Here is a 13092-nt window from a genome sequence, read left to right as displayed (position 1 = left end):
TGGCCGTTCCGGGGGCCGGGCACGGCTCGTGCTGGCGGCGGGGCAACCCGCCGCACGCGGCCGTTTCAATCAAATTCAGGAGTTTTAGACATCGCTACCGACAAGCCGAATCGCATCAATGGTGAAATTACCGCACTTGAGGTGCGCCTGATTGGGGTCGACGGCGAACAGCTTGGCATCGTCAAGCTGGCCGAAGCAGTTAGGCTTTCCGAACAGAATGATGTTGATCTGGTAGAAATTGCCCCCAACGCGCAGCCTCCGGTCTGCCGCCTGATGGACTACGGCAAGTTCAAGTACCAAGAGCAGAAGCGACAGCACGAAGCCAAGCTCAAGCAGAAGATCATCCAGGTCAAGGAAGTCAAGTTCCGTCCCGGTACCGACGAAGGCGATTACCAGGTCAAGCTGCGTAATCTGCGCCGGTTCCTGGAAGAGGGCGACAAGGCCAAGGTCACGCTGCGCTTCCGCGGCCGCGAGATGGCCCACCAGGAACTGGGCATGCGCGTGCTGGAACGTGTGCGCGACGATCTGGTCGAGATCAGCGCTGTCGAGGCGATGCCCAAGCTGGAAGGCCGCCAGATGGTGATGGTGCTGGCGCCCAAGAAAAAGGCCCTGCCGCCCGGCAAGGGCGCAGCGGGCGAATAACGCGGTATAATCTTCGGTTTTCCGGGATGACCGTACCCTTTATGGGGGCATCCCGGCGAATCCCGGTGCGAAATTCCTGGCACCGGGCAATCCGGCTTCCTTGCGACGCCTTCAAATCCGCCAGGCGGGGTACGACCCGCGCCGGCGGTGCGCCGCAGGATCCGGAGCAGGTAAAACAAGTGAATGCGGGTCGTCAAGTCCGGCAGGATATCGCCGGCACCCGTGAGCATGTAAACGTACAGGAAGCAGTCATGCCTAAGATGAAGACCAAGAAAAGCGCCGCCAAGCGCTTTAAGGTCCGCGGTAGCGGTTCCATCAAGCGGGGCCAGGCGTTCAAGCGCCACATCCTCACGAAGAAAACCACCAAGAACAAGCGTCAGTTGCGCGGCTCCACCGCGGTCCACGAGGCCGATGTGAAATCCGTGCGGGCAATGATGCCGTTTGCCTGATCCCAACCCGCTGATATTGGAGTTTTCAAATGCCTAGAGTCAAACGTGGGGTAACCGCCCGGGCCCGTCACAAGAAAGTCATCAGCGCCGCCAAGGGATACCGTGGCCGCCGCGGCAACGTCTTCCGCGTCGCCAAGCAAGCGGTCATGCGCGCCGGCCAGTACGCCTATCGCGACCGCCGCGCCAAGAAGCGCACCTTCCGCGCGCTGTGGATCACGCGTATCAACGCCGCCGTCCGCGAGCATGGCGTGTCGTACAGCGTGTTCATCGCCGGCCTGAAGAAGGCTGCGATCGACCTGGACCGCAAGGTGCTGGCCGACCTGGCTGTGCGCGACAAGGCCGGCTTTGCCGCCATCGTGCAGCAAGTCAAGAACGCCCTGGCCGCCTGAGCTCGCTAGCGACGTCCGCGGGGCGTGGCCGGATCGCCGGCCATGTCCGGGCGCGCGTCGCGAGCCACGAGTGCAACACCCGAACGGGGCTTCTCTTGAAGCCCCGTTCGTGTTTGTGGCGACCCATTTTTTTCCTTACTGATACGAATCCGCCATGTCCCAGAATCTGGACGATCTGATACGCCAAGCCGGGGAGGCCTTCGCGGCCGCGTCCGACCCCAACGCGCTGGAGAACGAAAAGGCCCGGTTCCTGGGTAAGCAGGGCGCCTTGACGGCGCTGCTCAAGGGGTTGGCCAGCCTGACGCCGGAGCAGAAGCGCACCGAGGGCGCGCGCATCAACGAGGCCAAGGGCCGGATCGAGGGGCTGCTGAACGAGCGCCGCCAGGCCCTGGCCGATGCCAAGCTGAACGCTCGCCTGGCGGAGGAAACCATCGACGTCACGCTGCCCGGCCGCGGCCGCAGCCGGGGCGGCATCCATCCGGTCATCCGTACCTGGGAGCGGATCGAGCAGATTTTCCGTTCCATCGGCTTCGACGTGGCCGACGGCCCGGAAATCGAGAACGACTGGACCAACTTCACGGCGCTGAACAACCCCGAGAACCATCCGGCCCGGTCGATGCAGGATACGTTCTACGTCGACATGAAGGACGACAAGGGCCTGCCGCTGCTGCTGCGCACGCACACCAGCCCGATGCAGGTGCGCTACGCGCGCGCCCACCAGCCGCCCATCAAGGTGATCGCCCCCGGGCGGACCTACCGCGTCGACAGCGACGCCACGCATTCGCCCATGTTCCACCAGGTCGAGGGCCTGTGGATAGACGAGAACATCTCGTTCGCCGACCTGAAGGGCGTCTACACCGATTTCCTGCGTGCCTTCTTCGAGACCGACGACCTGGTGCTGCGTTTCCGCCCGTCGTTCTTCCCCTTCACGGAGCCCTCGGCCGAGATCGACATGATGTTCACCTCCGGCCCCAACAAAGGCCGTTGGCTGGAAATCTCCGGTTCGGGCCAGGTGCATCCCACCGTGGTGCGCAACTTCGGCCTGGATCCGGAACGCTACATCGGCTTCGCCTTCGGCTCCGGGCTGGAGCGCCTGACGATGCTGCGCTACGGCGTCAACGACCTGCGCCAGTTCTTCGAAGGCGACCTGCGTTTTCTCAAGCAATTCAACTGATGGAGGCCCCCCCTACGCGCGAAGGGCGTAGGGGGGGACTGACAGACATGCAATTTCCCGAATCCTGGTTGCGGGCGCTGACGAATCCCGCCATTTCGACCGACGAACTGGCTCATCAACTGACCATGGCCGGCCTCGAGGTCGAGGAAGCCGAACCGGTGGCGCCCGCCTTCAGCGGCGTGGTGGTGGCTCAGGTGCTGGCGCTCGAGCCGCATCCCAATGCCGACAAGCTGCGCGTGTGCAAGGTCGACGCGGGGCAGGGCGAGCCCTTGCAGATCGTGTGCGGCGCGCCCAACGTGGCGGTCGGCATGAAGGTGCCGCTGGCCACCGTGGGCGCCCGGCTGCCCGGCGACATCAAGATAGGCGTGGCCAAGATGCGCGGCGTCGAGTCGGCCGGCATGCTGTGTTCGGCGCGCGAACTGGGCCTGTCGCAGGACCACGCCGGCCTGCTCGACCTGGGCGCGGACGCCACGGTCGGCGTGCCCGTGCGCGAATGGCTGCAACTGGACGACACGGTCTTCACGCTCAAGCTCACCCCCAACAAGGCGGACTGCCTGTCGGTGCTGGGCGTGGCGCGCGAGGTCTCGGCCCTGACCGGCGCGCCGCTGGCCGCGCCGCGGCTGGATCCGGTGGCGGTCGCCATCGACGATCGCGTGCCGGTGACCGTGCACGCGCCGGACCTGTGCGGCCGCTACGTGGGACGGGTCGTGCGCGGCGTGGATGCATCCGTTCCCACGCCGGAATGGATCAAGCGGCGCCTGGAACGCGCCGGCCAGCGTTCGATTTCCGCGCTGGTCGACATCTCCAACTACGTCATGCTGGAACTGGGCCGCCCCAGCCACGTGTTCGACCTGGCCAAGGTGCGCGGCGGCCTGCACGTGCGGTGGGGCCAGCCGGGCGAGCAGGTCCTGCTGCTGAACGGCCAGACCGTCGAGGTGGACGAGCAGGTCGGCGTGATCGCCGACGACAACGGCCCCGAGTGCCTGGCCGGGATCATGGGCGGCGAAACCACCTCGGTCTCCACCGAGACCCGCGACATCTATCTCGAGGCTGCCTTCTGGTGGCCCGCCAGCATCGCCGGCCGCGCGCGCCGCTACAACTTCAGCACCGACGCCAGCCACCGCTTCGAGCGCGGCGTGGATTACGCCAACATTCCGGCCGACCTGGAATACCTGACCAGCCTGATCGTGCGGGTATGCGGCGGCCAGGCGGGCCCGGTGGACGACCAGGTCGTCAATCTGCCCGAGCGCAAGCCCGTGCGCCTGCGCGTGGCGCGCTGCCACCAGGTCCTGGGCGTGGATGTGCCGGAAGACGAGATCGCCGACATCTTCACCCGCCTGGGCCTGCCCTTCGTGCGTGAGCCCGGCGTCTTCGTCGTGACGCCGCCGTCCTTCCGCTTCGACATCGAGATCGAGGAAGACCTGATCGAGGAAGTCGCGCGCGTGCACGGCTTCGAACGCATTCCCGATCTGCCGCCGCTGGCGCGGGCCGCGGTCAGCGCCATGCCGGAAGAGCGCCACTCCTTCCATGCGCTGCGCCACACGATGGCCGACCTGGACTACCAGGAGGTGATCAACTTCAGCTTCGTGGAAGCCGAGTGGGAACGCGACTACGCGGGCAATGCGGATCCGATCCGCCTGCTCAACCCCATCGCCAGCCAGTTGTCGGTCATGCGCAGCAGCCTGATCGGCGGCCTGGTGGCCAACGCCCAGTACAACGTGAACCGCAAGACCAGCCGCGTGCGGGTGTTCGAGCTGGGCCGGGTTTTCTGGCGCGATGCGGCCGTGGCCGACGGTCCGCTGGCGGTGGCCGGCGTCAACCAGCCCATGCGCCTGGCGGGGCTGGCCCACGGGCCGGCGGTGGAAGAGCAGTGGGGGACGCAGACCCGGCAGGTCGATTTCTACGACGTGAAGGCGGACGTGGAGGCCCTGCTGGCCGGCGGTTCCAGCCAGGCGCCGCGCTTCGTGCCCGACGCGCATCCGGCCCTGCATCCCGGCCGCAGCGCGCGCATCGTCATCGACGGCGAGACGGTCGGCTGGATAGGCGAACTGCATCCGCGCTGGCTGCAGCGCGCGGAACTGCCGCACGCCCCGGTGGTGTTCGAGCTGGACGCCGACCGCATCGCCGTCCGTCCGCTGCCGTCGCTGCGCGAGATCTCGCGCCAGCCGGTGGTGATCCGCGATCTGGCGCTGTGGGTGGCCGAGGCGGTGACGGCGCAGCAGATGCTGGACACGGTGCGCCATCTGGTGGCCAAGGAGCCCGAACTGGCGGTCGTCCAGGATGCACGGATTTTCGATGTTTGGCGGGATAAGTCCTTGTTAGAAAAGGAAAAAAGCCTTGCCTTCCGGTTCTGGCTACAGGATACTTCGGTAACCCTGGACGACGCCCGAGTCGAGGCGTGCCTGGCCCGTATCCGCGCCGCGCTGGAATCCGAGCACGGTGCGCGGCTGAGGGTTTGATACCGCTTCCCATCCGTGTCTATGCATTCTCTCGTTTCCGATAGCTACGCTTCCCCGGACGCCTTCGACGCCGATTCCGACGCCGACCTGCCGCAAGGCGGGCTCGATGCGCGTACCCTGACCAAGGCTGAACTGGCCGACCTGCTGTTCGAGCGGGTCGGCCTGAACAAGCGCGAGGCCAAGGACATGGTCGAGACCTTCTTCGAGGAAATCCGCGACGCCCTCGAACGCGGCGACATGGTCAAGCTATCGGGTTTCGGCAACTTCCAGGTACGCAACAAGCCGCAGCGGCCGGGACGCAATCCCAAGACGGGCGAAGAAATCCCCATCGCCGCCCGCCGCGTCGTCACTTTCCATGCGAGCCAGAAGCTCAAGAGCATGGTCGAGCAGGTCGCGCTGCGCGAACAGAATCCGTCCTGAGAGGTCCTATGGCGCGCATCGAGCCACCCGTCGTTCTTCCGCCCATTCCCGCCAAGCGCTATTTCACGATAGGCGAGGTCAGCGAGCTTTGCGGCGTCAAGCCGCACGTGCTGCGCTACTGGGAACAGGAATTTACCCAGCTCAAGCCGATCAAGCGACGGGGCAACCGCCGCTACTACCAGCACCACGAAGTGCTGCTGATCCGCCGCATCCGCGAACTGCTGTACGAGCAGGGCTTCACCATCAGCGGTGCCCGCAACCGGCTGGACGAGTCCCGTGGACACGTGGACGATACGCCCCAGGTGGCCCTGGTCTCCATCGAAGAGCCCGAACTGCAGGCCATCCGGACCGAACTGGCCGACATCGTCGGCCTGCTGCAGTCCGCCCGCGAGACCAGCCTGGCGCGATAGGGCGGTTCAATCCATGTGGCCGTAGGTCAGCTTGCGCACCAGGTCGACGAGCTGGCTTTGGCGCGCGGTCTGGGTGCGGCGGAACAGCGACCTGAGCTGCGTCCTGACTGTCTCCTGCGAGACGCCCAGTTGCTGGGCGCATTCCTTGACCTGCCGTCCCTGCATCAACAACAGCAACAACCGGTATTCCGCGGGCGGAATGCCGAACAGCGCATGCAGCAGGCGATGCGCGCTGATGGGGGCGGCCTGGTGGGTATGGACTTTCACCAGGGCCAGGGGCTCGCATCTGGACAGCGGAAACGACATCGGTTCCGGCAGGGGCGTGACCACCACCGCGTAGCGGACCGTGGGCGTACCGAATTCGACATGGGCGCCGGTGGCCAGCCGGGCCTGCCGGGTGCAGGCCGTCACGAGGGCTTCGGCAAGCCGGGAACGCGCCCCCGTTCGCGATGACTTCAGGCCCGAGGCGCCGAAGGGATTGCCGGGCAGGGAAAGCCAGCTCGCGCCGGCCCGGTTGGCAACGTGCACGCGGCCCCGTGCGTCGGTGACCAGCAGCGGGAAGCTGAAATCGTCGAGCAGTTGCTGCGCCAGTTCGGCCCGCTGCTGCAAGTTCAGGAATTCATGGCGCAATGCCGCGGCCTGTTGCAGGTGCGGCGCGAGCAGGCGCAGAAGCGGGGACCTGGACGGCGCGTCGGTGTCGGGCCGCGACAGGGGAAATTGGAGTGAAAGACAGCATTCGGCCACCCCGTTCTTCAGGATGGGGAGCGCATGGACGGAGCCCAGTCCATAGGACCGCATGAATTCCTGATAGAACGGATCACGGTCGAGAGCGTGGCGGCCGAACCATTGCCAGTCGATGTACCAGTGGCCCAGCTGCAGCCGATGGCGCACGTTTTCCGCGGGGTCGTGGCGGCTGTAGTGGTTGCTGTAGTCGTTGAACGCCCGTTCGTCGCCGCCGCTGTGCTCGCCGACTGCGGCGGCCGGCGTGCGCCGGTCCAGGATGACCGTGCAGGCCGATTCGGCTCCGGTCAGGTCCCGGATGCGTTTGAGCGCCGCATGCCATCCCTCCTGCCCAAGGACGCCGCCGTACAGGTCGTGGGCAATGCTAAGGGCCAGTTTTTCCATTCTCGTTTTAGCCGACCGCTCGATTTCCGGAAAGGATATTACGGCGGTCAGCGGCGGAGCAAACGATGGCGGGGCCCGGCCCGGGGCAGTGTATCTTCCGCGCGTCAGGCCTCCCAGGACGGACGAGGATCCGTCCGTATCGGATAGCGGGCGAGAGCTTGCGCGCACAGCTCGCGCGGGCATGCGCCGGCATCGGCCAGCGCATGCAGCGCGGCCAGGACGATGTGGAAGCGGTCGACCTCGAAGAACTGGCGCAGGGCGCTGCGGGTGTCGCTGCGGCCGAAACCGTCCGTTCCCAGTACCGTCATCCGCGCGGGGCAATGGGGCGCGATCAGCGACGGCCAGGCGCGGACGTAGTCGCTCGCGGCGACCACGGGCGCGCCGCCCGCCAGGCACTGCTCGACGTGGCTGCGCCGCGCGGGCTGCTCCGGATGCAGGCGGTTCCAGCGTTCGACCTCGCGTGCGTCGCGGGCCAGTTCCGCGTAGCTGGTGGCGCTCCAGGCCTCGCTGGCAATGCCCCAGTCGGCGGCCAGCAGTTCGCCAGCGGCGATGGCTTCGCGCAGGATGGCGCCCGACCCCACGAGGCGCACGGCGGGTTCGCCCCGGCCGTACGCGCCGTGCCGGTAGAGTCCCTTGATCACGCCCTCGTGGGCCTCGGGCGGCAGGCTGGGCTGAGGTACGTTCTCGTTGACCAGGGTCAGGTAGTAGAAGACGTCTGCCTGTTCCTCGAGCATGGCGCGCATGCCGTGGTCGACGATGACGGCGACTTCCGAGGCGAACGCGGGATCGTAGGCGCGGCAGTTGGGGACGCCTGCCGCGGTGACCAGGCTGGCGCCGTCCTGGTGTTGCAGGCCTTCGCCGCCCAGCGTGGTGCGGCCGGCCGTGGCGCCCAGCAGGAAGCCCCGGGCGCGCTGGTCGGCGGCCGCCCAGATCAGGTCGCCGACGCGCTGGAAACCGAACATCGAGTAGTAGATGTAGAACGGCAGCATCGCGGTGCCGTGCACGGCGTAGCTGGTGGCGGCCGCGGTCCAGGAGCTGATCGCCCCGGCCTCGCTGATGCCTTCTTCCAGGATCTGGCCGTCCAGCGCCTCGCGATAGCTCAGCACCGAGCCGATGTCCTCGGGCTCGTAGCGCTGTCCCACGCTGGAATAGATGCCGATCTGCCTGAACAGCGCCGCCATGCCGAAGGTGCGCGCCTCGTCGGCGACGATGGGCACGATGCGCGGGCCGAGCCGGCTGTCCTTGAGCAGGCTGGACAACAGGCGCACGAAGGCCATGGTGGTCGACATTTCCTTGCCGTCGGCCTGGAGCGCGAAGCCGGCGTAGCGCTCCAGCGGCGGGACCGGGACGGGTTCGGCCTGCGGCGAGCGGGCGGGCACGGGGCCGCCGAGTTCGCCGCGCCGGGCATGCAGATAGCGGATCTCGGCGCTGTCCGCGCCGGGGTGCAGGAAGTCCAGGGATTCGGCCTGCTCGTCGCTCAGCGGCAGCGAGAAGCGGTCGCGGAAAGCGATGAGCGCGTCGCGATCCAGCTTCTTCTGCTGGTGGGTGGTCATCTTGCCCTGACCGGCTTCGCCCATGCCGTAGCCTTTCTTGGTCTGGGCCAGGATGACGGTGGGGCGCCCGGTGCTGCGGGCGGCCGCGTGATAGGCGGCATGGATCTTCACCAGGTCGTGGCCGCCGCGCCGGAGCCGGTCGATCTCGTCGTCCGTCAGGCCCTGCGCCAGCCGGGCCAGTTGCGGGTCTTGCCCGAAGAAGTGGTCGCGGTTGAAGCGGCCGTCCTTGGCCGCGAAGGTCTGCAATTGGCCGTCCACGGTCTGGGAGAAGGCGCGCCGCAGGGCGCCGCCGGTGTCACGCGCGAACAGGCCGTCCCAGTCCGAGCCCCACAGCAGCTTGATCACGTTCCAGCCGGCGCCCGCGAACAGGGATTCAAGCTCGTCGACGATGCGGCCGTTGCCGCGCACCGGACCGTCGAGCCGCTGGAGGTTGCAGTTCACGACCCAGACGAGATTGTCGAGTCCCTCGCGGGCCGCGAGTGTCAGCGCCGACATGCTCTCGGGCTCGTCCATCTCGCCATCGCCGAAGATGCCCCAGACTTTCCGGCCCGTGGTGTCGAGCAGGCCGCGATGGGCCAGGTAGCGCATGAAGCGCGCCTGATAGATGGCGTTGATGGGGCCGATGCCCATCGAGCCGGTGGGGAATTGCCAGAAATCGGGCATGAGCCAGGGGTGGGGGTAGCTGGACAGGCCGCGCGCACCCCGCGCCCGTGCGGTGATCTCCTGCCGGTAGTGCGCCAGGTCGGCTTGCTCGAGCCGGCCTTCCAGGAAGGCCCGGGCGTAGACGCCGGGCGCGGAATGGGGCTGGCAGAACACCAGGTCCGCCTGGCCGGCGGGGCCGCCGCGGAAGAAGTGGTTGAAGCCGACCTCGAACAGATCGGCGGCGCTGGCGTAGCTGGCGATGTGGCCGCCCAGCTCGCCATGCGCGAGGTTGGCGCGGACGACCATGGCCAGCGCGTTCCACCGCATCAGCGCGGCCAGCCGTTCCTCGATGGCCAGATCGCCGGGGAAGGGGGGCTGTGCCTCGACGGCGATGGTGTTGACGTAGGGGGTATTGCGCGACGGGCGCCAGCCGACGGCCGAATCGCCGGCGGCCTCGGCCAGCATGTCCAGGATCTGCCGCACGCGTTCCGGCCCGCTGGTCTCCAGCATCGACAGCAGGGCGTCCCGCCATTCGGCGGTTTCGATGGGATCGGGGTCGGCCGGCAGGCCATCCTGCCGCGCCAGATGCCGGGATTCGTCGTACATGCGTGTTTCTCCTCGTCTTGTGATGGAAAATTCTACGCTTGAGTGCTCGGCATTTTTCTCCGAAAATTCTTTGAAAACAGCAATTCAGCGGTAGAAAATTCTTTCAATGAAGAGAAATAAAGCATGATCGATCTCGATGAAATCGACCGGCGCATCCTGGCCGAACTCCAGGCCGATGCCAGCATCTCCAACGTGGAGCTGGCCCGCCGGGTGCACTTGTCGCCATCGCCGTGCCTGACGCGGGTCAAGGCCCTGGAGGCGGCCGGCCTGATCCGCCAGTACGTCGCCTTGCTCGACCCGCAACAGCTGGGCCTGCACCTGAACGTCTTCATCTCGATCAGCCTGAAGCAGCAGAACCGCAAGGCGCTGCAGGTGTTCGAGGACGCCATCTGCGCCCGCGAGGAAGTCATGGAGTGCTACCTGATGACGGGGGATGCCGACTACCTGCTGCGGGTGGCCGTGCCGGACATCCAGGCGCTGGAGAGCTTCATCCTGGAACAACTGTCGCCCATCGCCCAGGTCGAGAAGATCCGCTCCAGTTTCGCGCTCAAGCAGGTGCGCTACAAGACCGCGCTGCCGTTGAGGTCGGCGGGCGTGCGCTAACGCGACCCCATGACGGTTGACGCCGCCGGTAACGAGAAATACCGGGGATTACGTTTGTGGGTTGTGGTGACAATTGTCACCGACGCGGTGGCGAGGCGGTTCCGGAAAAACAAAAAGCCCGGCGGCTTGTGGCCACCGGGCTTTTTTTTCTTCGGTTCCGACAAATACAGGTCAAGAACTTGTATATGGTCGGGGCGGCGGGATTCGAACTCGCGACCCCTTGCACCCCATGCAAGTGCGCTACCAGGCTGCGCTACGCCCCGAAAGAAAAAAAGTATAGCAAATTTTCGGGGGTGTGGGAAAGAGGCGCTCCGTTTTATTTTGCATGGGGTTGCGACGATCGAAAGGGATGAAACGTGGTGTGCAGTTTGCGGAACTCTGCGCATCGGTTGACAGCCTTAGGAGTGTATACCCCTAGGAGAGACGCCAAAAAAATATCGTGCGTGCGCAACAGAAAGCGAATCGTCCGTGCAGATGCGCCGTATGATGTTTGCAAGGAGGTCGTCCAAGGAGCGTTCCGAATCAGATCGAACATGTCGAGGCAGGATCGGGAGTTGCTGGTTTCGATCGGCCCCGGGCATGGCAGGAAGTTCATCCGGCAGGAAAGAACCGGAAGCCGGCTCGACCGGCACTAACAACAACAGAGTCGTGTAGGCAGTTCTCATTCACTCGCTGTTGGAGGTTGTCCGTGCTGAACATCGTCGAAGGGTTCAAGTCTCAATACGCCAAGACGCAGGAAACCGAACTTTCTCTCGAGGAGTACCTGGACCTCGCCCGCCGGGATCCCATGACCTACGCCAGCGCGGCCGAGCGCATGCTTGCCGCGATCGGCGAACCCGAGCTGGTCGATACGCGCAACGATCCCCGGTTGTCGCGCCTGTTTTCCAATCGCCTGATCCGCCGCTATCCGGCCTTCAAGGAATTCTTCGGCATGGAGGACGTGATCGATCAGATCGTGGCGTTCTTCAAGCACGCGGCGCAGGGGCTGGAAGAACGCAAGCAAATCCTCTATCTGCTGGGACCCGTGGGCGGCGGCAAGTCGTCGATCGCGGAGCGCCTGAAGGCCTTGATGGAAGCCCACCCCATCTATGCGCTGAAAGGTTCACCCGTCAATGAGTCGCCGCTGGGCCTGTTCCACCCCGACCGCTTCGGCGAGCAGCTCGAGAAGGAATACGGCATTCCACGCCGCTACCTGACGGGCATCATGTCGCCATGGGCCATCAAGCGGCTGCGGGAATTCGACGGCGACATCTCGCAGTTCCGCGTGGTCCGGCTCCAGCCTTCGGTGCTGCGGCAACTCGCCATCGCCAAGACCGAACCGGGCGACGAGAACAACCAGGACATCTCCTCGCTGGTCGGCAAGGTCGATATCCGCAAGCTGGACCGCTACTCGCAAGACGATCCCGATGCCTACAGCTATTCGGGAGGACTGTGCCTGGCCAACCAGGGCATGCTCGAATTCGTTGAAATGTTCAAGGCGCCCATCAAGATGCTGCATCCCTTGCTGACGGCGACCCAGGAAGGCAATTTCAAGGGTACCGAAGGGTTTTCGGCCATCCCGTTCAACGGGATCATCCTTGCGCATTCCAACGAGTCCGAATGGCAGACCTTCCGCAACAACAAGCACAACGAGGCGTTCCTGGACCGTATCTACATCGTCAAGGTGCCGTACTGCCTGCAGGTGTCGGAAGAGGTCAAGATCTATCGCAAGCTGCTGCAGAACAGCTCGCTGGCCGACTCGCCATGCGCGCCGGGCACGCTCGACATGATGGCCCAGTTCTCGGTGCTGACGCGCTTGAAGGAACCCGAGAATTCCAGCATCTATTCGAAGCTGCGGGTGTATGACGGCGAGAGCCTGAAGGATGTCGACCCCAAGGCCAAGGTCCTGCAGGAATACAAGGACTACGCCGGCACCGACGAGGGCATGACGGGTGTCTCGACGCGCTTCGCCTACAAGATCCTGTCCAGCGTCTTCAACTACGACCAGACCGAGATCGCCGCCAATCCGGTGCACCTGATGTACGTGCTGGAGCAGCGCATCGGCCGCGAGGACTACCCCGACGAGATCCGCCGGCGCTACCTGGAGCACATCAAGGGCTACCTGGGGCCGCGCTACGCGGAGTTCATCGGCAAGGAAATCCAGACCGCGTACCTGGAGTCGTATTCGGAGTACGGGCAGAACATCTTCGACCGCTACGTCACGTTCGCCGACTGCTGGATCCAGGACGAGGAATTCCGCGACCCCGAAACGGGCGAGAGCTTCGACCGCTCGGCGCTGAACGCCGAGCTCGAGAAGATCGAGAAGCCGGCGGGCATCGCGAATCCCAAGGACTTCCGCAACGAGATCGTGAACTTCGTGCTGCGCGCGCGCGCCAACAACAGCGGCCGCAATCCCGCGTGGACCAGCTACGAGAAGCTGCGCGAGGTGATCGAGAAGAAGATGTTCTCCAACACCGAGGATCTGCTCCCGGTCATTTCGTTCAATGCCAAGGCCTCGGTCGAGGACAAGCGCAAGCACGAGAGCTTTGTCGAACGGATGGTCGAGAAAGGCTATACCGAAAAGCAAGTCCGCTTGCTGTGCGAGTGGTATTTGCGGGTGAGGAAGTCTTCGTGAGCTAGG

The 13092-nt window shown here is 65.3% G+C and carries 11 protein-coding genes and 1 tRNA gene; 9 read left to right on the top strand and 3 right to left on the bottom strand.

What is annotated here, in order from left to right:
• The first annotated feature begins 90 nt into the window (after positions 1–90).
• From infC to WKR98_RS17505, 7 genes are all read left to right on the top strand, one after another.
• Complete coding sequence (gene infC, locus WKR98_RS17535; protein ID WP_124689432.1) at positions 91–642, top strand: translation initiation factor IF-3; 552 nt, start codon at positions 91–93, stop codon at positions 640–642.
• A 251-nt stretch (positions 643–893) separates the two neighbouring features.
• A complete protein-coding gene (rpmI, locus tag WKR98_RS17530) occupies positions 894–1091 on the top strand; it encodes a 50S ribosomal protein L35 (protein ID WP_087840245.1) in 198 nt (65 codons plus the stop codon).
• 29 nt (positions 1092–1120) lie between these two features.
• Entirely contained in the window at positions 1121–1480 is a 360-nt protein-coding gene (rplT, locus tag WKR98_RS17525; RefSeq protein ID WP_087779861.1) for a 50S ribosomal protein L20, read from the top strand.
• Between the two features lie 154 nt (positions 1481–1634).
• Positions 1635–2654, top strand: a complete 1020-nt coding sequence (pheS, locus tag WKR98_RS17520) for a phenylalanine--tRNA ligase subunit alpha (protein ID WP_124689433.1) — start codon at positions 1635–1637, stop codon at positions 2652–2654.
• A 47-nt stretch (positions 2655–2701) separates the two neighbouring features.
• Positions 2702–5113 (top strand): phenylalanine--tRNA ligase subunit beta, encoded by a 2412-nt coding sequence (gene pheT / locus WKR98_RS17515; RefSeq protein ID WP_341434206.1) that lies wholly within the window; start codon positions 2702–2704, stop codon positions 5111–5113.
• Between the two features lie 21 nt (positions 5114–5134).
• Positions 5135–5533 carry an integration host factor subunit alpha gene (locus tag WKR98_RS17510; protein WP_305037043.1) on the top strand — a complete coding sequence of 133 codons (399 nt, stop codon included), beginning with the start codon at positions 5135–5137 and terminating at the stop codon, positions 5531–5533.
• Positions 5534–5541: 8 nt separating this feature from the next.
• Positions 5542–5943 carry a MerR family transcriptional regulator gene (locus WKR98_RS17505; RefSeq protein WP_124689435.1) on the top strand — a complete coding sequence of 134 codons (402 nt, stop codon included), beginning with the start codon at positions 5542–5544 and terminating at the stop codon, positions 5941–5943.
• Between the two features lie 6 nt (positions 5944–5949).
• Here the strand turns inward: WKR98_RS17505 and WKR98_RS17500 are convergent, their stop codons facing one another.
• Both WKR98_RS17500 and mdeB read right to left on the bottom strand, forming a co-directional pair.
• Entirely contained in the window at positions 5950–7068 is a 1119-nt protein-coding gene (locus tag WKR98_RS17500; RefSeq protein WP_341434204.1) for a helix-turn-helix transcriptional regulator, read from the bottom strand.
• A gap of 104 nt (positions 7069–7172) precedes the next feature.
• On the bottom strand, positions 7173–9869 hold the full coding sequence (mdeB, locus tag WKR98_RS17495) for an alpha-ketoglutarate dehydrogenase (RefSeq protein WP_341434203.1): 2697 nt from the start codon (positions 9867–9869) through the stop codon (positions 7173–7175).
• A gap of 126 nt (positions 9870–9995) precedes the next feature.
• Between mdeB and WKR98_RS17490 the strand changes: the two genes are divergently transcribed.
• The gene (locus tag WKR98_RS17490) at positions 9996–10472 is read left to right on the top strand and encodes an Lrp/AsnC family transcriptional regulator (protein ID WP_124692334.1); all 477 of its coding nucleotides are present in this window, start codon (positions 9996–9998) and stop codon (positions 10470–10472) included.
• A 186-nt stretch (positions 10473–10658) separates the two neighbouring features.
• On the opposite strand, the gene WKR98_RS17485 is transcribed toward WKR98_RS17490, so the two are convergent.
• Positions 10659–10735, bottom strand: a tRNA-Pro gene (locus WKR98_RS17485).
• Between the two features lie 428 nt (positions 10736–11163).
• Between WKR98_RS17485 and WKR98_RS17480 the strand changes: the two genes are divergently transcribed.
• Entirely contained in the window at positions 11164–13086 is a 1923-nt protein-coding gene (locus WKR98_RS17480; RefSeq protein WP_192901828.1) for a PrkA family serine protein kinase, read from the top strand.
• The last annotated feature ends 6 nt before the right edge of the window (positions 13087–13092 follow it).

Source organism: Pigmentiphaga sp. YJ18 (genome assembly GCF_038066655.1).
Lineage (GTDB): Bacteria > Pseudomonadota > Gammaproteobacteria > Burkholderiales > Burkholderiaceae_B > Pigmentiphaga.
Note: the sequence above shows the minus strand (reverse complement) of the source record. Positions and strands in the feature narration are given on the sequence as shown.